The organism is Blautia sp. HCP3S3_C12, assembly GCF_052064155.1.
Taxonomy (GTDB): domain Bacteria; phylum Bacillota; class Clostridia; order Lachnospirales; family Lachnospiraceae; genus Blautia_A.
In genome coordinates this window covers 67,580-87,577 of the sequence record NZ_JBQHWC010000015.1, presented here as the reverse complement: position 1 = coordinate 87,577, position 19,998 = coordinate 67,580, and the positions used below count along the sequence as shown (strand labels likewise).

Sequence of the window (19,998 nt, the reverse complement as noted above, 5' to 3'; positions counted from 1 at the left end):
GAACCGCATTCGCATCTTTCGATGCTCATGTGTAAAGAATTTTCGAGAATCGTATGTGTTTCACTGTTTAGTTATCAAGGTTGTCTGTCTTGCGACAGCTTGTTTATTTTATCATGTTGTTTTTAACTTGTCAAGAACTTTTTTAAGTTTTTTCAAATTATTTTTTTCAACATGTTTGCTGTTCATCAGCAACTCGTTTACTTTATCATACGTATTCGAGTTTGTCAAGAACTTTTTTATTTATTTTTACATTTTTTTGTAAAAATAACGGAGAAGGAGGGATTTGAACCCTCGCGCCGCGTTAGCGACCTATACCCTTAGCAGGGGCACCTCTTCGGCCTCTTGAGTACTTCTCCAGACTCCGAACTAATAGTCATATATTAAATTCGAATGCGCTTTTTCACAAGTGCATGTGTTATTATAAGTAAAAAAAAGTATTTTGTCAACAGTTTTTTTATCTTTTTTTATTTATTTTTTCAAAGACTTTTCTTTATTCATTATACTTTTCTTTTCACATCAAAAAACAGCCGGTTTCCCGACTGTTTTTTTTGCTTATTCACCTTTGGGTTAATCCCACTTTCCAGATTTCTTAATAGTTTCTTCAATACGGGTTTTAACTTCCAAAGCCAGTTCTGTAGTTTTCATGTCTTTATATTCATCATAATACATCGGTTCCAGAAAATGCACCTGTACAACCATCTTTTCGATAGATCTGGTGTCAAAAGCTTTATAGGAATCTATGAGAGCTACCGGAACAATCGGACATCTGGACTTAGTGGCAGCCTTAAAGCTTCCACCTTTAAACTCATGAGGTCTGTTTTCATCTTTATTTCTGGTTCCTTCTGCAAAGATCAGATAATTTCTTCCCTCTTTCACTTCTTTGATTACCTGAAGGATAACCTGCATAGACTGCTTAATATCCTCCCTGTCAATCATAAGTGCTTTCATACACGCAAAAACCTGTTTAAGAAAAGGAACATCTGTAAGCTCTTTTTTGGCGACTACAGAAAAGGGAACCGGACACACCTGAAGGATTGCAAGTACGTCAAACAATCCCTGATGATTCGGAAAGAACATAAATCCATTTTCCTTTGGGATATTTTCCAGCCCATAAGCTTCTATCTTAATGTTTCCTCCACGTATTGCTCTGTTATCTATATATTGAAGCAATTCATATCTTTCTTTTTCACTGTATCTGTCTACATGAGCTGCACACCAGCACAGTTTAAACCATCCATAAGGAACCCATATGAGATTTCTAAATACCATTAATATTATTCTCTTCATTTTTGGTCCTCACTGCGATCAGCTTATTTTTCCTGAAATTTTATCTTCATAACCAGGATTTTTCTTTATAAACTTCTCATATGCCTTGGCATAATCTTTATAAACATCTTTTGTCATAAAATCTGCATAATCCGTTGCAGCCTGTGTTCTCATATCATCTGTAATCTGAGATGGTGGAAGAATATAATAGCTTTTATCCTTTTTACCAATCATATAAGTGCCAATACACGGATACTCCTGGTCATCCTCCAGAACCATATTATATGTAATATATACATAAGTATACTTATCATTTTCTGAAATGATATCGCATTCCTGTATATTTACCTTCTTTGTATTATGCGCCTGGAAATACTTTATGGTTGCCGTAATCTCAGATTGCAGGCTGTCTTCGGTATCCTTCTTTTCATTGTAACAGTCTTTTACCTTTTTCTCTTTGCCATTTGCATAAGCATTGATCAATTCTTCTGTTACCTTTTCCGGAGATTTATGACTGACACCACCGCACCCTGTCATGGAAAAAATAAGCAGAACTGTTACCCCAACAATGAAATACTTCATCCATCTTTTCATGATTATTCAGTTTCCCCTCTATTTTCCTGTGTTTCCTCGTTATCTGCTGCAGATTCTTTATTATCCTTCTCTTCTTTATCCCTTACTTTGGCAACACCTGCCACAGTTACACCTTCTGTAAGATTGATCAGTTTTACACCTGATGTAATTCTTCCAAGGACAGAGATGTCTGAGCATGCAATACGGATAATAATTCCTTCTGTGGTAATAAGCATTACTTCATTGTCTTCATTTACCGCTCTGGCACCAATGACATTTCCGGTTTTCTCTGTGATCTTATAACATTTCACACCTTTACCGCCACGGTTCTGACAGGTAAATTCACTCATTGAAGTTCTCTTTCCCATACCATTTGCAGACACGATCAGCAGACAGTCTCCCTGAGAATTCAGCTGCATGGCAACAATTTCATCATCATCTTCCAGATTCATTCCTCTTACACCCATAGAGGTACGGCCTGTACTTCTTACATCAGTTTCTTTGAATCGAATACACTGGCCATTCTTTGTAATCAGAATAATGTCTTTTTTATCATCTGTCAATTTTACTTCTATCAGCTGGTCATCATCTCTGAGCGTAATTGCCGCTAATCCGGTCTTACGCACATTTGCATAGTCACGAATCGGCGTTTTCTTTACCAATCCATTTCTTGTCGCCATCATCAGATAACCTGTCTCTTCAAATTTTCGGATTGGGATTACTGCTGTAACAGATTCGCCCGGCATAAGCTGTAAAAGGTTAATGATTGCTGTTCCTCTGGCAGTACGTCCTGCCTCTGGAATCTCATATGCCTTCAGACGATATACCCGCCCTGTATTTGTAAAGAACATCAGATAATGATGAGTGGTAGTCATCAGGAGTTCTTCAATATAATCATCCTCCAGAGTCTGCATACCCTTAATTCCACGGCCGCCTCTGTTCTGGCTTCTGAAATTATCCACTGTCATTCTCTTGATATATCCACGTTTGGTCATTGTTATCACTGTATTTTCTCTTGGAATCAAATCCTCTGTAGAAATATCATACACATCATAACCAATGGAAGTCTGTCTGTCATCTCCATATTTCTCGGCAATTGCCAGGATTTCTTCTCGGATTACTCTGAGAAGGAGATTTCTGTCTGCAAGAATGGCTTCGTATTTACGTATTTTCTCCATAAGATCTGCATATTCTGCTTCCAGCTTCTCTCTTTCCAAACCTGTCAGAGCACGAAGACGCATGTCTACAATAGCCTGAGCCTGTACATCCGTTAATTCAAAACGCTCTATCAATTCCTGTTTGGCAATCTGTACATTCTGAGATGCCCTGATAATCCGGATAACCTCATCAATATTATCCAAAGCCTTTAACAGACCCTCTAAAATGTGAGCACGTTCTCTGGCTTTGTTTAAATCATATTTTGTTCTTCTTATTACAACATCTTCCTGATGGGCCAGATAATACTCCAGCATCTCTTTCAGATTCAGGACTTTAGGCTCCAGACTTCCATGATTAGGGATCAGAGAAAGCATATTAACACCGAAAGTATCCTGTAGCTGTGTATGTTTATAGAGCAAATTCAATACTACATTTGCATTGGCATCTTTGCGCAGATCAATACAGATTCTCATACCTTCACGGCTGGAATGGTCATTCAGATCTGTAATTCCATCAATTTTTTTATCTCTTACCAGCTCCGCAATTTTGGAAATCAGACGCGCCTTATTTACCAGATAAGGAAGCTCTGTAACGATAATTCTTGATTTACCGTTTGGAAGTGTCTCAATCTCGGTTACCGCACGCACACGGATCTTACCCCGCCCTGTGCGGTACGCTTCCTCGATGCCTCTTCTGCCCAGAATTGTAGCTCCTGTTGGAAAATCCGGTCCTTTTACAATTTCCAAAATTTCCTCTATCGTAGTTTCTCTCTGCTCTTCAATTGTATTGTCAATGATCCTGACAACAGCATTAATAACTTCTCTCAGGTTATGAGGCGGAATATTGGTAGCCATACCTACCGCAATACCGGAAGTACCATTTACCAGCAGATTAGGATATCTGGATGGAAGCACAACCGGTTCTCTCTCTGTTTCATCAAAGTTTGGCTGGAAATCAACGGTATCCTTGTTGATATCTGCCAGCATTTCCATAGAAATTTTGCTGAGACGTGCCTCTGTATATCGCATAGCAGCCGCCCCATCACCATCTACAGATCCAAAGTTACCATGGCCATCTACCAATGGATATCTGGTAGACCATTCCTGTGCCATATTTACCAGTGCTCCATAAATTGAGCTGTCACCGTGAGGATGATATTTACCCATTGTATCACCGACAATACGCGCACATTTACGATGTGGCTTGTCAGGACCATTATTCAGCTCGATCATGGAATACAGAACACGACGCTGAACTGGTTTCAGACCATCTCTTACATCCGGCAATGCTCTGGAAGCAATAACGCTCATAGCATAGTCAATGTAGGAGTCTTTCATGGTTTTTTCCAGATCCACCTCGTGGACTTTGTCAAAAATATTATCTTCCATTCTCTATTCTCCCATTATCAGATATCCAAATTCTTCACAAATCTTGCGTTCTCTTCAATAAACTCACGTCTTGGCTCTACCTTATCTCCCATCAGTGTGGTAAACGTCAGATCTATTTCTGAAGTTGCCGCCTCATCCATAGTTACACGAAGCAGAATTCTCTTCTCCGGATCCATGGTTGTCTCCCAGAGCTGCTCAGCATCCATCTCACCCAGACCTTTGTAACGCTGTATTTTGTTATTACTATCACGACCGATCTCTGTAAGAATTCCATTCAGTTCATTATCATCATAAGCGTACCATACCTTTTTATTCTTCTCTACTTTATAAAGAGGTGGCTGAGCCAGATATACATATCCCTGTTTGATCAGTTCCGGCATAAAGCGATAGAGGAAAGTCAGCAGCAATGTAGCAATATGTGCGCCATCAACATCGGCATCTGTCATAATAATGATCTTATGATATCTTAATTTTGTAATATCAAAATCTTCATGAATCCCTGTTCCAAATGCTGTGATCATTGCTTTGATCTCTGCATTGGAATAAATTTTGTCCAGACGGGCCTTCTCTACATTTAAAATTTTACCTCTCAAAGGAAGTATTGCCTGTGTCACACGGTTTCTGGCAGTCTTGGCAGATCCACCGGCGGAATCTCCCTCAACAATATAGATTTCACAATTTTCAGGATTCTTATCTGAACAGTCAGCAAGCTTACCCGGCAGAGACATATTGTCAAGAGCAGATTTTCTTCTGGTAAGATCTCTGGCCTTACGTGCCGCTTCACGGGCTCTCTGGGCAAGAACAGATTTTTCCACGATTACCTTTGCTACAGATGGATTCTCCTCCAGAAAAATCTCCAGTTGCTTGCTTACCACATTATCTACAGCACCTCTGGCTTCACTGTTTCCAAGTTTCTGTTTTGTCTGTCCCTCAAACTGAGGTTCTTCGATTTTAACACTGACAATGGCAGTCAGTCCCTCCCTGATATCATCACCACTTAAATTTGGTTCACTTTCTTTGAGCAGCTTATTCTTATGGGCATAATCATTAAAGGTCTTGGTAAGTGCATTACGAAAACCTACAATATGGGTTCCTCCCTCAGGGGTATTGATATTATTTACAAATCCATAGCAATTCTCTGTATATGAATCATTATGCTGCATGGCAACTTCCACAGATACTCCGTTCTGCTGCCCTTCGCAATAAATAATTTCCGGATAAAGCGCTTCTTTGCTTCTGTTTAGATAACTTACGAATTCCCGGATACCACCCTCATAATGGAAGATTTTTTCTCTTTCCATTCCCTCTCTGCTGTCTTTGAGAATAATCTTTAATCCCTTAGTCAGAAATGCCATTTCACGGAGACGCTGTTTCAGAATATCATAATCATATACTGTTTCTTCAAAAACTTCGCTGTCCGGAAGAAATACAACTTTTGTTCCTGTCTGTTCAGGATCACACTCACCTACCATCTTCAGTGGATACATGGTTTTACCGCGTTCATATCTCTGCTGATATACTTTACCTTCACGGCAGATTGTTACCTCCAGCCAGGTGGAAAGTGCGTTTACAACTGACGCACCTACACCATGAAGACCACCTGATACCTTATATCCTCCACCGCCAAATTTACCGCCGGCATGCAGAATAGTAAAAACAACTTCTACTGCAGGAATTCCCGCTTTATGATTAATACCTACCGGAATTCCACGTCCGTTATCTATAACTGTGATTGAATTATCCTGATTAATGATTACCTGAATTTCCGTACAAAAACCAGCCAGTGCTTCATCTACCGCATTATCCACGATCTCGTAAACCAGATGATGAAGTCCTCGGCTGGATGTACTTCCGATATACATACCCGGCCTCTTACGTACAGCTTCCAGACCCTCCAGAATCTGGATCTGATCTGCGCCGTATTCCGTATTCTCTCCGCCCATGTTATTCCTCCTGTTTATATTTAATTAAAATGTAAGGCCAAACGATCTTTTGACCCTAATATCATAAAATCAAAATATATTTGAAAATCAAATCTGTAATTTGCAAATATATTCTGATCTTTGGACATAATAACACAAATTTATTATAGCACAAAAATTATCGTTTTACCATAAAAAAACTGCTGTAACGCGGATTTTATCTGCGTTACAGCAATCTATTTTCCTTACACAGTTATTTTCAATGACTGATCAGATACTGATAAATATCTCTCTTTGTCACTCCTCTGTCATTGGCCACAAGCTTCATTGCTTCTTTTCTGGAATAACCTTTTTCTTCATAAATTTTCATATGATCTTCAATCGTTATTTTTTCCCAGGATGCCTGCTGCTCCTCCTTCATCTCCTGATGACTTTTTCCCTCTACTACAAGTACACATTCTCCCAACGGTTTCTCTGTAGTATAAAAAGTAATCAGAGCCTCTATTGTGGTATGAAATGCAGTTTCATGCTTCTTTGTCAACTCTCTACACAAAGTCATTCTGCGATTTCCCAGAGCTTCCCTCAGTTCCTCCAATGTTCTCACCAGCCGGTGGGGTGCCTCATATATAATAATTGTCCTGGTTTCATTTTTCAGTTCTTCCAGGATCATCTTTCTCTCTTTCTTATCTGCCGGCAGAAAAGCTTCAAATGCAAAACGCCTGGTAGACAAGCCTGATAATGTAAGTGCTGTGATACATGCTGCCGGTCCCGGAAGAGAAGTAACTTCAATTCCTGCTTCACAGCACATAGCAGCCAGTTCCTCTCCAGGATCTGAAATCCCCGGAGTACCTGCATCTGTAATCAAGGCAATATTCTGTCCTTCTCTCATTTTATTGATAAGAACATAAGCTTTATCAATCTTATTATATTCATGATAACTGGTCATAGGAGTTTTGATATCAAAATGATTCAGCAGCTTAATACTATTTCTGGTATCTTCAGCAGCGATCAGATCCACTTCTTTCAATGTACGGAGAACTCTTAATGTAATATCCTCCAGATTACCTATGGGCGTAGCACACAAATACAATTTTCCGCTCATATCCATTCCTCCCTGACTTTATAATACCATAGTTTGTTTCCTGTCAATTTTTTGTAACTTTGTTCCACCTGATATTATATCATATCGTAAATTTTAAGAATATTTTCTGTATAGACTCCGGGCTCTTTATATACAATCAACGGCGGCTCCACTGTAATTCTGGAATTTCCACCCTTGAGAGCCTCTATCAAAACCATATTAGGTTCTCTGTCTATGTAAGGATATACCAGCTGCATTCTTTTGGGCTCCAGATGATATTTCGTCAGTACATTCATAATTTCCGCCAGTCTGAACGGTCTGTGAACCATATAAAATCTGCCTCTGTCTTTCAGTACTCTGGAAGCCTGGCTTACCACATCCTCCAGATTACAAAGCACCTCATGTCGTGCAATAGCTTTGGGCATATCCGGATTTCTCAATCCATGTTGTCCTATCATATATGGAGGATTACTTGTTACCACATCAAAAGAAGCCGCTCCAAAAATATCAGCAGCCTCTTTGATATCTCCCTGTACAATCTCCACATCTTCTTCCAAATGATTATACTTTACACTGCGACTGGCCATCTCTGCACATTCCTTCTGAATCTCCAGACCTGTAAAATGCTTTCCCTGAGTCTTTGCTTTCAGAAGAATCGGAATAATACCGGTTCCTGTACCCATGTCCAACGCAGTTTCACTCTTTTTTACTTTTGCAAAGCCAGAAAGAAGAACAGCATCCATACCAAAGCAGAATTTATCCGGATCCTGTATTACATAATAACCATTCTGCAGATCATCGACCCGCTCTTTTTCCCTGACCAGCTTCTCATCCATTTAATTTGGAATCTCCCTTTTTATCCTCCAGATCTCCAAGTTCCTTTAATTCTTTATCAGAAACCTTTACTTTTTTCCTGCGTGGTTTAAATTTTAATTCCTCCACAGGAAACTCCTGGATTTCTTTTTCATCATTAATATCTACAATAACCTTCACTCTCTGACGAAGCACATTTACACTTTGTACAGATCCCTGCAGTCCATCCGGAGTAGTAACCATATCTCCGATTCCCGGAAGTCTTTTATTTAATTCCTCATATGTTTCCTGTTCATTTTTTAAACAGCACATCAGTCTGCCGCAGACTCCCGAAATCTTTGTCTGATTCAGAGATAAATTCTGTTCCTTCGCCATTTTTATAGATACCGGAACAAATTCTGACAAATAGGTATGACAGCACAGACATCTGCCGCAAATGCCAATCCCACCCAGAATTTTTGTCTCGTCACGGACACCTATTTGGCGAAGCTCAATACGTGTTTTAAAAATAGATGCCAAATCCTTAACCAGCTGTCGAAAATCGATACGGCCATCTGCAGTAAAATAAAACAGTACCTTATTATTGTCAAAAGTATATTCAGCATCAATCAGTTTCATTTCCAGCCCATGCTCTCTGATTTTCTTCTGACAGATTTTAAAAGCATTTCTTTCCTTACTTCTGTTCTGAGCTTCTCTTTCATCATCATCTTTTGTTGCCACACGAAGTACTTCCTTAAGCGGATGTACCACACTGTCATCGCTTACCTCTCGTGGTGCCAGTACAACTTTTCCATATTCAATTCCACGGGCGGTTTCCACAATTACATGATCACCTGTTTTAATCTCATAATTCTTTGGACTGAAATAATAAATTTTACCAACATTACGAAATCTCACACCAACTACTTTTGTCATTCTATTTCTCCCTGATTGTCAGGAACAGCAATTCAAGAGCAAGCTCAAAATTAACATTTGCCTTCAGACGAACCTTTGTCTTCTGGATAGAATCCAGAATTTTCTCCAGATTCTCATAAGAACGCACCTTTGCCTGTTCCTTTATATAATTTATTTCCTGTTTAAATACCAGATTATCAATTTCCCTGGTGGCTTTGAACATCAGCACATCTCTGAACCAAAACTGAAAGATATCCAGATAATCATTAATATTCTGCTTTTCTGCTGAAAGATTTTTTATTGCATCAGACAGCTCATATACTTCCATGGTATTGGCATATTTCAGAATCCTTAATGCATTCTGCGTCATCTCTGCAAATTCCTGCGAAGTAGCCGCTTCCTTTGCCTTTCCAATGCTTCCCTGAGCAAAAGATGCATCAATTTCCGCCTGATAATCCGGCACATGAAGATGCTCCATAAGATATTTTTTTACCAGACCATCATTTACAACCTTCAGATCAAGGCGTACACATCTTGACTGAATAGTAGGCAGCAAACCACCTATATTATTGGTCAGAAGCATGATCACTGCATATTCCGGCGGCTCCTCGATTGTCTTGAGAAGTGCATTCTGAGCCTGGGGAGTCATCATATCTGCATCTGCTATAATATATATCTTGTAAGGACTATAGTATGGTCTGATGTCCACATCGTGGATCACCTGATCACGGATTTCATCAATTGTAATTGTTCCCGGTTTCTCATGGTTTACCATAATAATATCCGGATGATTCTTTCCCATCGCTTTCTTACAGGAATCACATTTCTGACAAGGTTCTGTACCGCCTGCCTCACATTGAAGCGTAGCCGCAAAGGTTCCTGCCAAAAGCTTTTTGCCAGATCCCTTTTCCCCCGTAAAAATATAAGAATGAGATATTTTGCCAGCTTCAATGGCATTCTTTAAATGCCTGATAATTTCTTCGTGCCCTATAATATTGTTAAATCCCATCATAAGAATCACCCCTTCAGTCCATTTTGTGATGATATTATATCATAAAAGACATTCTATTGCATAGATTTAATATAATTTACAATTTCTTTCACACAAATATCTAAATCTTTATTCTGGAATCTTTTCTCAATCCCTGCGCTCTGAATATTCTCCTCCGAAAAATCTGACTGATCAGCAATAAATCTTCTGCACATTTCCTCGTATTTGGGATTCTCCTGTTCTTTTTCCCTCTTTAATGCTCTGGAAAGCCGCTCGCCATCCTCCACCTGTATATAAACAGGACAGACTGCATTTTCTCCATAATACTTCTTCAGCTTCATAAAAGATTCCAGTGTACCTATTCCCAGATAATCCGATTCTGTCAGATTCACCTGACCGTCATCTGCTGTAAAATATGTCCAGATTCCATATACGGTATGATAAGAACGCTCTTCTATTACATTTCCATTTTTTCTAAATTCATTCAATTTTTCATCACTTACAAAATAATAATTTTTTCCGTTCTCTTCTCCGTCTCTGATCGGCCGGGTAGTATATAAAACCAATGTTTTCAGTTTCAGTTCTCTCTGATCTTCCAGAAGAGAATATATCCTGTCTTTTCCGGAAGCACTTTTTCCCATAATATAAAAAATCTTTCCCATTACCTGCTATTCCTTTACCGGACTGTCTATAACTGCACAGATTGTTTCATTACTACTGTCACTGAGTCCCTGTAATTCCAGTCCCTGTTCCATGTATCTTCTCATATTTCGCACAAATTGTCCAGTAATCTGTTCTCCGGGCACAATAACAGGAATCCCCGGAGGATACAGATAAGCAAATTCACCACTTATTTTTCCAACACTTTCTTCCAGGTAAAATCTCTTCTGAGGTGCATCCATAGCCTGAGAAATTGTCATAAATGCTTTCATTTTTGCATAGGAAACATTCTTCTCCGTTTTCTCCTGAACAGTTTCCACCTGTGTATCAATATACTCAATTGCTTTACACAGTCTGTCTAATCCTTCTTTTGTGTCTCCCACAGAAGCAATTCCCAGGACATATTTTTCCGCTTCCATTTCCATTTCTATATGAAACTCATTTCTCAACCGTCTGTGTAGTTCTGTCCCATTAATAGAAGTTCCTACTGTAGAAAACAACAGTTTTGACCGGTCAAAGTCATACACACCGGTACTGTTTATCATTTCCGGAGTTATCAGCCTGATATGTCCGCATTTCATCAACCGCTGTCTAGCTTCCTCCAGCTGAGAAGTAAATTCTGCAAACATCTTCTTCCCTGTTGTATGATTCATTCTATCCATGCAGGCATCCATACTGGCCATAAGAATATAGGAAGGACTGCTGGTCTGATAGATACCCATAAATCTTTTTATTTTTCCCACATTTACTCTGTCACTACACACATGAAGAACTGCCGTCTGTGTAAGGGCCGGAAGTGTTTTATGAAAGCTCTGGACAACAATATCCGCTCCAAGCTCTGCTGCAGATACAGGAAAATAATCTGAAAAATGAAAATGCGCTCCATGTGCCTCATCTACAATCAAAGAAATTCCATATTTATGTACAAAACGGGCAATACTTTTTACGTCTGATACAACTCCGTCATAGGTAGGGGAGGTAATCAGAACTGCTTGTATATCCTGATTTTCTTCAATATATCTTTCCACACAAGAAGGTGAAATTCCTCCGTTTATCCCCAATCTGGAATCTTCATGTGGATAAATATATATGGGATGCAAGTCTCTTATATATAATCCATGATAAACAGCCTTATGACAATTTCGCGCCATAAGGATTTTGCCTCCTTTATCTACACAGGCACTGATTGCTGCCAGAAGTGCTGCCGTACTTCCATTTACACTAAAAAAACATCTCTGGGTTCCATAAATCTGTGCTGCATATTCCTGCGCATCTCTAATCACGCCTTCTGCATGATGAAGATTATCAAACCCATGAATTTCTGTAATATCCCGGTCAAAAGGAAATGAGGCTGCAGAAGAATCCATATTTCTCTTATGTCCGGGCATGTGAAAGGGATAATAATCTGACTTTCCGTATTCTTCCAGTTTTTTATATAATCTATCCATATTTTCCTTTCTGATTTTTCTTTGATCAGACCTTAAACCTGTAACCTACACCCCAGATTGTTTCAATATATTGAGGTTTGGCAGTATTAAATTCAATCTTCTCACGGATTTTTTTAATATGTACTGTTACTGTAGCAATATCTCCTACTGATTCCATATCCCAGATTTCCCTGAAAAGCTCCTCCTTAGTAAATACTCGGTTAGGATTTTCTGCCAGAAATGTAAGAAGATCATATTCTTTGGAAGTAAAAGTAGTCTCCTCCCCATTTACCCACACACGACGGGCAGTTTTATCAATTTTTATACCGCGAATCTCTATAATATCATTTTTCTTTACATTGGAACCGACCAGACGATTATATCTCTCCATATGTGCCTTTACTCTTGCCACCAGTTCACTTGGACTGAAAGGCTTAGTCATATAATCATCTGCTCCCAGTCCCAGACCACGGATTTTATCAATATCATCTTTTTTAGCCGACACCATAATGATCGGTATATTTTTGGTCTGACGTACCTGACGGCAGATATCAAATCCATCTACTTCCGGCAGCATCAGATCCAGGATGATCAGATCAAATTCCTCATTTAATGCTCTGACCAGTCCTGTATCCCCTCTGTTACATATCTCAACCTCAAATCCGGAAAGTTCCAGATAATCTTTCTCCAGATCTGCAATAGCCTCTTCATCTTCTATAATTAATATTCTGCTCATTTCATTGGTACCTCCTGATATTTTCTGAGAACAAAATACATAATTGTGCCGATTCCCAGCCTGCTGGTAGCCCATACCTTACCACCATGATCCTCCAGAATCTTCTTTACAATAGAAAGTCCGATACCACTTCCACCCTTGGAAGAATTTCTGGATACATCGGTTCTGTAAAATCGATCAAAAATATAAACAATATCCTTAGCAGCAATACCTTTTCCATTATCTTCGATTTCCACCTGGATAAAATCTCCTACATCCTTGATACGGATCTGAATAATTCCTTTGGGCTTGTCCATATATTTAATAGCATTACTGATAAGATTATGAATTACACGGCGGATCTGCTCTCCGTCTGCGATTACCTGCACACCACTTTCCACATAATTGGCATAAACCAGTTCAATTCCTCTGGTTTCCAGTTCCAGACCTACTTCTTCTGCACAATCACTAAAATAATCCTCTACGTTCAGCTTACTGAAAGTGTATGGAATACGATTTGTATCAATCTTGGAATAAAAAGTCAGTTCATTGATCAGATGATCCATTTCATTGGTTTTATTATAAATAGTTTTTACATAACGATCCATCTTTTCCGGAGTATCCGCCACACCATCCATGATTCCTTCCACATATCCCTTTACAGCTGTAATAGGCGTTTTCAGATCATGTGAGATATTACTGATCAGTTCTTTATTTTCTTTATCCAATATTATTTTTTCCTCTGCAGATTCCCTCAGACGCTTTCTCATTTCCTCAAAATCCTGACATAGTTCTGAAAATTCATCATTCCCCTCTACGTCCAATACGAAATCAAGATTTCCTTCTTTTATATTTTGAGTTGCTTTCTTTAATTTTACTAAAGGTGTTGCTATACTTCTGTATATCCATAAGCCTATGGACAAAGCTGTAAATACAAGAATTACTGTCGCTGTAAACAGAAGATCTCTGGCAATAAGTTTTACCTGCGTCTTGCTGTTGGCAGACACTCCCATGGAAATATCATAGACAATTTCTGAAGAATCTGAATTATGTTGTGCCAGTTTTGTATGACTTAATCCGTATAATGATGCAGAAAACAATAAAAGGGGCACTAATATGATCATGGCAAATCCAACTATGATCCTTGTTTTTAATTTCATTGAAACCATCCTTTTCTCTGAGCCAATTTTTTTCATAACAAGATTATACCATAAAGTCTGTTTTCAATATCTAAATTTTCTATAAAATGCTGACGCCAACGTCGAAAGTATATTCTGCCAAAGCACCCGGACAATAAAAAAACAAACAAACATCCCACACAAAAATATGCAGGATGATTGTTTGCTTTTGTTTAAAGATAACTTTTTCTCAATTATGCAAGATATTTTTTCAGATCATTTACCTTATCCAGATGTTCCCATGGAAGATCTACATCTGTACGTCCGAAATGTCCGTAAGCAGCTGTCTGTTTGTAGATTGGGCGTCTCAGATCAAGCATTTTAATAATTCCTGCCGGACGGAGATCAAAATTCTCACGGATAATCTCAACCAATTTGGTATCTGAAAGCTTACCTGTACCAAATGTTTCCACATGGATAGATGTAGGACGTGCAACACCAATCGCATAAGAAAGCTGAATTTCACACTTATCAGCCAGGCCTGCTGCTACAATATTTTTTGCAACATAACGTGCTGCATAAGCTGCAGAACGGTCTACCTTTGTGCAGTCCTTACCGGAGAAAGCTCCGCCGCCGTGACGACCGGCTCCGCCATAAGTATCTACAATGATCTTACGTCCTGTAAGTCCGCTGTCACCGTGAGGTCCGCCGATTACGAAACGTCCTGTAGGATTGATAAAATATTTTGTATTCTCATCCACCATATTTGCCGGAATAACCTCATCAAAAACATATTTTTTAATATCTTTATGAATCTGCTCCTGTGCAACATCAGGATCATGCTGAGTAGAGCATACAACTGCATCAATACGTACAGGTTTTCCAGCTTCATCATATTCTACAGTAACCTGTGTTTTTCCATCTGGTCTTAAATAGTTTAATGTACCATCTTTACGGATTTTTGTCAGCTGACGAGCAAGCTTATGGGACATATTAATAGCATATGGCATATATTCCTCTGTTTCGTTGGAAGCATAGCCAAACTGGATTCCCTGGTCTCCTGCACCGATAGCATCAATCTCGTCTTCTCCCATTTTAGCTTCCAGAGCTTTATCTACTCCGAGAGCAATGTCTGCAGACTGTTCATCAATTGCAGTGATTACCGCACAGGTATCTGCATCAAAACCATATTTACCACGTGTATATCCGATTTCACGTACTGTATCTCTTACAATCTTCTGAATATCCACATAAGCGTTTGTTGTAATCTCACCCATTACCATTACAAGACCTGTAGTTACAGCTGTTTCACATGCAACACGGCCCATTGGGTCTTTTTCCATAATTGCATCAAGAATCGCATCAGAAATAGCATCGCACATTTTGTCCGGATGGCCTTCAGTTACAGATTCAGAAGTAAATAAAATTTTCTCCATTTTGTTCTCCTTTTTTTCATTTCATAGCATATTTTTATACAGATAATAAAAAGAAACAGCCCGAAGTAATCGGACTGTCTGAATGAATGCTTCAACAATCCTCTTATTGTTCGATCACTCGCTCAGGTTGGCACCTTCCTCCGCATAAAAAGGGGTTGCCGTGGCTTCTCAGATCCTTTGTATCTCCACCACTCTGAATAAAAGGCTATTACTAATTATTAACTTTTCTGCACAACTTACAATATACTCAACCCTTTGTAATGTCAAGCATAAATTCTATTTTTATAGAAATTTTATAATCATCCAACTCTCAGACGGAACTTCTGAATTTCCTTTTCGCTGGAAACTCTTTCAATCTCAGCTCCCAAAGCTCTAAGCTTCTCTTCGAAATTCTCATATCCTCTCTGGATGTATACAATATCATCTACTACCGTAATACCATCAGCTGCCAGACCTGCAATTACAAGAGCAGCACCTGCCCGCAGATCAGGAGCACTGACTCTGGCACCTGTAAGCTTATTTACACCATCAATAATTGCAGAGTTGCCCTCTACTTTAATGTTGGCTCCCATACGTGACAGCTCATCTGCATATTTGAATCTGTTTTCAAAAATACTCTCTGTTACAATACTGGTTCCTTCTGCAAGAGCCAGGGTAACAGCAATCTGCGGCTGCATATCTGTAGGATATCCCGGATAGGGAAGAGTTTTTACATGAGTACGATGAAGTCTGCCTGTAGCACGTACACGTACCGCATCATCAAATTCCTCAACCTCACATCCAATTTCCTCAAGCTTGGCCGTAGTTGCTTCCAGATGTTTGGGGATTACATTCTTTACTGTAACATCTCCACCTGTTGCTGCTGCAGCAAACATAAAGGTACCAGCCTCAATCTGATCAGGAATAATAGAATATTCTGTTCGATGAAGCTTCTCCACACCTTTGATACGGATCACATCTGTTCCTGCACCCTTAATGTTGGCACCCATACTATTCAGGAAATTGGCTACATCTACTACATGCGGTTCTCTTGCTGCATTCTCAATAATTGTACGTCCAGGTGCAAGAGAAGCAGCCATCATAATATTGATTGTTGCTCCCACAGATACAACATCAAGGAAAATATGGCTTCCATGAAGATTCTTAGCCTTTGCTACAATAGCTCCATGTAAAATATCCACATCTGCCCCCAGCGCTCTGAATCCCTTCAGATGCTGGTCAATGGGACGGCTTCCAATATTGCAGCCTCCCGGAAGAGGTACTTCTGCATGCTTATATTTACCAAGAAGAGCTCCAAGCAGATAGTAAGAAGCTCTGATTTTCTTAATATACTCATAATCTACGCTTACATCACCAATGGTAGAGCCATTGATCTTAACTGTTGACTTATTAATACGGTCTACCTGTGCTCCAATGCCGGCGATTGCTTCAAGTAAAACATTAATGTCTCTTACATCAGGCAGATTCTCAATTAAAATAGTCTCATCAGTCATAATTGCTGCTGCAAGAATTGCCAGTGCTGCATTCTTTGCACCTGCGATTTCCACTTCACCTACTAAAGGATTTCCACCTTTTATTACATATTGTTCCATAAATACACCTCTGTAATTATTTTCACTCCCTGTGCGGAGACGAATAAATTATTCTCAAATGATCGTCTGTTTTTAAGTCAATTGTATATTATAGCATATATTTATCATTTGTAAACAAAAATATTATCTCACTGGTTACTATGCCCCGGTATTTATTATTTCCAAAACTGCAGCAAGACTCTCTTCCAAATCTTTCCCTTCTTCATCTACAACAATATCAGCGTATTTTTCATATAAGGGAACTCGCTCTTCATACAGATCTTTTAAAGTCTGTCCCTCTTTCAATAAAACACCCCGTCCCCTCAAATTGCCAAGACGTTTTGAAAGTGATTCCAATGATATTTTCAGATAAACTACTTTTCCAATAGATCTTAAATGTTTCATTGCTTCTTCGCAATAAATAACACTGCCTCCAGGAGCAATCACTGTTTCTGTCACATCTACAGAAGCATTAACCTTATTTTCTATTTCCTTGAATCTCTCCGGTCCTTCCTGAGCAATAATCTGTGAAAGCTTTCTTTTCTCCTGCTTCTGAATCACAAGATCAGTATCCAGAAACTGATATCCAAGTGCTTTTGCTAAAATTACTCCTATGGTGCTTTTTCCTGAACCAGGCATTCCTATTAACGTCACATTATTCATTGTTATTCCCTTCATTTTAGCATATATGATCATCAGGTGTAAATACTAACGTTTTTTCCCTGTACCTTTTTTATTCTTTTTTACACTATAGCCAAAGGTTCCCAGTTTTTTCCCTGTTCCAAGATATTCTCCATGGGAATATACCAGCATTTTGGCATCATTCAAATGAAATTTCTTTTTTTCATCCATATATGCAGGATCCGCATGGACAGCCAGTACATCTGCCAGAAACATATGATGGGAACCTAATTCCAGCACCTGTTTTACCCTGCATTCAATACTGACCGGTGATTCCAGGATCATAGGCGCTTTCACAAAATCAGCCTTCTCCCGGGTAAGCTTCATTTCTTTAAATTTATCAACATCACGGCCGGAGCGCACTCCACAATAATCTGTTGCATATGCCAGTTTCTCTGTAGTCAGGTTGATTACAAATTCTCCTGTTTTCTTTATCATTTCATAGGAATACCGGGAAGGACGCACTGAAATAGACACCATTGGCGGATTTGTACATACGGTTCCAGCCCATGCAACTGTCAGTATATTATCATTTCCCTCTCCATCTGTAACACTGACCATCACTGCCGGCAGCGGATAAAGCATATTTCCGGCTTTCCAGGTTTCTTTTGCCATTTATTTCTTCCTGTCCTTAATTATAATCATTCTGTCCTGCCTGTGCAGCTTCCATAAGTGCCGGAATCAGCTGTTTCTTACGAGAAACTACACCCTTCAGATCAAATACACCATCCGTTGGTTCCATATGAAATGCTGTGCTGGCCATTTCTTCACTTCCCTCACCATAATAGAGAAGCTCTGTAGACTCCTCAATGATGTTCGTCAGCATAAAGAATACACGGGATACGCCGTGACGTCCACATTCACTTACCATAAACGGAATCAGACGTTCTTTGATTTCTGTCAGTTCATCGCTGTCCATGGAACTGATCTGACCAACACCAAAGCTGATTTCATCTTCAGCAATAAATTTTTTGTAATCCTGATAGAAAATCTCTTCCGGTGATTTATCCTTCAGATTACTTCCTGCCTTGAACATTTCCCTGGCAAACTGCTCAATATTAATTCCTGCAATAAGTGCCAATGCTCCTGCTGCCATTTTATCTGATAACGTGCAGGTAGGAGAACGGAACATCAATGTATCTGAAATAATTGCAGCACAGAGAAGTCCGGCAATATTTGGAGAAATTTCCAGTTTTTGCTCTCCATACATCTCGTACAAAATTGTAGCTGTACATCCAACCGGTTGATTTCTGAAGGAAATCGGACTTATGGTCTCCAATGAACCAAGTTTATGATGATCTATAATTTCTACAATCTCTGCTTTGTCGATATTATCAACTGCCTGATCTTTTTCATTGTGGTCTACAAGTGCTACTTTCTTTTTATGCATATCCAGAAAATTTCTTCGGGAAATTGTTCCGATACATTTTCCCTTTTTGTTAATTACAGGGAATGCACGATGACGATGTTTGATCATCTCATTCTGAATATCATCTGTAAAATCTTCTGTACTGAATGTAACCAGATTATCTGTTTTCATAATATATCTTACAGGAATACTCTGGTTAATCAGTCTTGCAATCGTAAAAGTATCATAGGGAGACATAATAATTGCAATTTCTTTTTCATGAGCAAGCTTGATCACCTTCTCAGTTACTTCAATTCCCATTCCCACAATAATACAGCTTACATTCTGGGCAATTGCCTGAAGATGATCCTCTTCTCTGTCTCCCATAATAATAAGGTCATCCTCTTCAATATAGGCTTTAAGCATTTCCGGATTTGCAGTTCCCACCAAAACTTTTCCCTTTGTGAAATATCCATGCTCATTTCCCTCAATCACAGTACCTGCAATTGTTTCAGCAATTCTTCTGTACTGTGTTCTTGCTCTGGACAGAAGATAACTGTCAGTGGTATCCATGTAGGTCTTTGCAATATCCCCAATTGTAATAAGACCTTCCAGCTGGCCTTCCCTGTCTCTGATTGGAAGGGAAACGATACTTTTCTCCATCATCAGATCCCATGCATTTTTAAGAGACATACTTTTATCTGCATCAGGGCTCATACGGATATCCATATCCTTTACCTGGGTTCCAATATTAGACATATATCCCGGCGGCAGCATTCCAAAACGATTTAATACATATTCTGTTTCTTCATTGATCTGTCCCGCACGCTTAGGAATATATTTTACTTTCTGGGAAGTTCTGTTTTTAATGTCTGCATAGGCAATTGCTGAACAGATTGAATCTGTATCCGGATTTTTATGACCTATTACAAATATTCTTTCCTGATTTCTCATAC

The 19,998-nt window shown here is 39.1% G+C and carries 17 protein-coding genes, 1 tRNA gene and 1 riboswitch; all 18 genes read right to left on the bottom strand.

The window, feature by feature from the left end:
• Positions 1-268 precede the first annotated feature (268 nt).
• A tRNA-Ser gene (locus ACTNDS_RS12185) sits at positions 269-356 on the bottom strand.
• Between the two features lie 211 nt (positions 357-567).
• Entirely contained in the window at positions 568-1,287 is a 720-nt protein-coding gene (locus ACTNDS_RS12180) for a lysophospholipid acyltransferase family protein (protein WP_173743913.1), read from the bottom strand.
• 18 nt (positions 1,288-1,305) lie between these two features.
• On the bottom strand, positions 1,306-1,860 hold the full coding sequence (locus ACTNDS_RS12175) for a hypothetical protein (RefSeq protein ID WP_441036009.1): 555 nt from the start codon (positions 1,858-1,860) through the stop codon (positions 1,306-1,308).
• Positions 1,861-1,862: 2 nt separating this feature from the next.
• Positions 1,863-4,385 (bottom strand): DNA gyrase subunit A, encoded by a 2,523-nt coding sequence (gene gyrA / locus ACTNDS_RS12170; RefSeq protein WP_441036008.1) that lies wholly within the window; start codon positions 4,383-4,385, stop codon positions 1,863-1,865.
• Positions 4,386-4,402: 17 nt separating this feature from the next.
• Entirely contained in the window at positions 4,403-6,328 is a 1,926-nt protein-coding gene (gene gyrB / locus ACTNDS_RS12165) for a DNA topoisomerase (ATP-hydrolyzing) subunit B (RefSeq protein ID WP_441036006.1), read from the bottom strand.
• A gap of 238 nt (positions 6,329-6,566) precedes the next feature.
• A complete protein-coding gene (gene rsmI / locus ACTNDS_RS12160; RefSeq protein WP_441036005.1) occupies positions 6,567-7,409 on the bottom strand; it encodes a 16S rRNA (cytidine(1402)-2'-O)-methyltransferase in 843 nt (280 codons plus the stop codon).
• A gap of 74 nt (positions 7,410-7,483) precedes the next feature.
• Positions 7,484-8,224 (bottom strand): tRNA1(Val) (adenine(37)-N6)-methyltransferase, encoded by a 741-nt coding sequence (locus ACTNDS_RS12155; RefSeq protein ID WP_186995556.1) that lies wholly within the window; start codon positions 8,222-8,224, stop codon positions 7,484-7,486.
• Positions 8,217-9,116: a PSP1 domain-containing protein gene (locus tag ACTNDS_RS12150; protein ID WP_441036003.1), complete on the bottom strand. Its 900-nt coding sequence runs from the start codon at positions 9,114-9,116 to the stop codon at positions 8,217-8,219. Before ACTNDS_RS12150 ends, ACTNDS_RS12155 begins: the two co-directional genes overlap by 8 nt.
• A 1-nt stretch (position 9,117) precedes the next feature.
• The gene (holB, locus tag ACTNDS_RS12145; RefSeq protein WP_441036001.1) at positions 9,118-10,107 is read right to left on the bottom strand and encodes a DNA polymerase III subunit delta'; all 990 of its coding nucleotides are present in this window, start codon (positions 10,105-10,107) and stop codon (positions 9,118-9,120) included.
• 53 nt (positions 10,108-10,160) lie between these two features.
• Entirely contained in the window at positions 10,161-10,748 is a 588-nt protein-coding gene (locus ACTNDS_RS12140) for a guanylate kinase (protein WP_173743906.1), read from the bottom strand.
• A gap of 6 nt (positions 10,749-10,754) precedes the next feature.
• Complete coding sequence (locus tag ACTNDS_RS12135) at positions 10,755-12,194, bottom strand: aminotransferase class I/II-fold pyridoxal phosphate-dependent enzyme (RefSeq protein ID WP_441035999.1); 1,440 nt, start codon at positions 12,192-12,194, stop codon at positions 10,755-10,757.
• Between the two features lie 25 nt (positions 12,195-12,219).
• A complete protein-coding gene (locus ACTNDS_RS12130) occupies positions 12,220-12,909 on the bottom strand; it encodes a response regulator transcription factor (protein WP_173743904.1) in 690 nt (229 codons plus the stop codon).
• Positions 12,906-14,057 (bottom strand): sensor histidine kinase, encoded by a 1,152-nt coding sequence (locus ACTNDS_RS12125; RefSeq protein WP_441035997.1) that lies wholly within the window; start codon positions 14,055-14,057, stop codon positions 12,906-12,908. The genes ACTNDS_RS12130 and ACTNDS_RS12125 overlap by 4 nt, the downstream gene beginning before the upstream one ends.
• Positions 14,058-14,260: 203 nt before the next feature.
• A complete protein-coding gene (gene metK, locus ACTNDS_RS12120; protein ID WP_441035995.1) occupies positions 14,261-15,442 on the bottom strand; it encodes a methionine adenosyltransferase in 1,182 nt (393 codons plus the stop codon).
• Positions 15,443-15,542: 100 nt separating this feature from the next.
• Positions 15,543-15,646, bottom strand: a riboswitch (SAM riboswitch).
• Positions 15,647-15,741: 95 nt separating this feature from the next.
• Complete coding sequence (locus ACTNDS_RS12115) at positions 15,742-17,034, bottom strand: UDP-N-acetylglucosamine 1-carboxyvinyltransferase (RefSeq protein WP_173743901.1); 1,293 nt, start codon at positions 17,032-17,034, stop codon at positions 15,742-15,744.
• Between the two features lie 138 nt (positions 17,035-17,172).
• Entirely contained in the window at positions 17,173-17,676 is a 504-nt protein-coding gene (locus tag ACTNDS_RS12110) for a shikimate kinase (RefSeq protein WP_026077108.1), read from the bottom strand.
• Between the two features lie 45 nt (positions 17,677-17,721).
• Positions 17,722-18,309: a flavin reductase family protein gene (locus ACTNDS_RS12105; protein ID WP_173743899.1), complete on the bottom strand. Its 588-nt coding sequence runs from the start codon at positions 18,307-18,309 to the stop codon at positions 17,722-17,724.
• Positions 18,310-18,325: 16 nt separating this feature from the next.
• On the bottom strand, positions 18,326-19,996 hold the full coding sequence (locus ACTNDS_RS12100; RefSeq protein WP_441035992.1) for a putative manganese-dependent inorganic diphosphatase: 1,671 nt from the start codon (positions 19,994-19,996) through the stop codon (positions 18,326-18,328).
• Between the last annotated feature and the right edge of the window lie 2 nt (positions 19,997-19,998).

Bases quoted from the DNA above. Each gene is read 5' to 3' on its own strand.
- ACTNDS_RS12180 (WP_173743913.1), bottom strand. From the start codon at position 1,287: ATGAAGAGAATAATATTAATGGTATTTAGAAATCTCATATGGGTTCCT.
- ACTNDS_RS12175 (WP_441036009.1), bottom strand. From the start codon at position 1,860: ATGAAAAGATGGATGAAGTATTTCATTGTTGGGGTAACAGTTCTGCTT.
- gyrA (WP_441036008.1), bottom strand. From the start codon at position 4,385: ATGGAAGATAATATTTTTGACAAAGTCCACGAGGTGGATCTGGAAAAA.
- gyrB (WP_441036006.1), bottom strand. From the start codon at position 6,328: ATGGGCGGAGAGAATACGGAATACGGCGCAGATCAGATCCAGATTCTG.
- rsmI (WP_441036005.1), bottom strand. From the start codon at position 7,409: ATGAGCGGAAAATTGTATTTGTGTGCTACGCCCATAGGTAATCTGGAG.
- ACTNDS_RS12155 (WP_186995556.1), bottom strand. From the start codon at position 8,224: ATGGATGAGAAGCTGGTCAGGGAAAAAGAGCGGGTCGATGATCTGCAG.
- ACTNDS_RS12150 (WP_441036003.1), bottom strand. From the start codon at position 9,116: ATGACAAAAGTAGTTGGTGTGAGATTTCGTAATGTTGGTAAAATTTAT.
- holB (WP_441036001.1), bottom strand. From the start codon at position 10,107: ATGATGGGATTTAACAATATTATAGGGCACGAAGAAATTATCAGGCAT.
- ACTNDS_RS12140 (WP_173743906.1), bottom strand. From the start codon at position 10,748: ATGGGAAAGATTTTTTATATTATGGGAAAAAGTGCTTCCGGAAAAGAC.
- ACTNDS_RS12135 (WP_441035999.1), bottom strand. From the start codon at position 12,194: ATGGATAGATTATATAAAAAACTGGAAGAATACGGAAAGTCAGATTAT.
- ACTNDS_RS12130 (WP_173743904.1), bottom strand. From the start codon at position 12,909: ATGAGCAGAATATTAATTATAGAAGATGAAGAGGCTATTGCAGATCTG.
- ACTNDS_RS12125 (WP_441035997.1), bottom strand. From the start codon at position 14,057: ATGGTTTCAATGAAATTAAAAACAAGGATCATAGTTGGATTTGCCATG.
- metK (WP_441035995.1), bottom strand. From the start codon at position 15,442: ATGGAGAAAATTTTATTTACTTCTGAATCTGTAACTGAAGGCCATCCG.
- ACTNDS_RS12115 (WP_173743901.1), bottom strand. From the start codon at position 17,034: ATGGAACAATATGTAATAAAAGGTGGAAATCCTTTAGTAGGTGAAGTG.
- ACTNDS_RS12110 (WP_026077108.1), bottom strand. From the start codon at position 17,676: ATGAATAATGTGACGTTAATAGGAATGCCTGGTTCAGGAAAAAGCACC.
- ACTNDS_RS12105 (WP_173743899.1), bottom strand. From the start codon at position 18,309: ATGGCAAAAGAAACCTGGAAAGCCGGAAATATGCTTTATCCGCTGCCG.
- ACTNDS_RS12100 (WP_441035992.1), bottom strand. From the start codon at position 19,996: ATGAGAAATCAGGAAAGAATATTTGTAATAGGTCATAAAAATCCGGAT.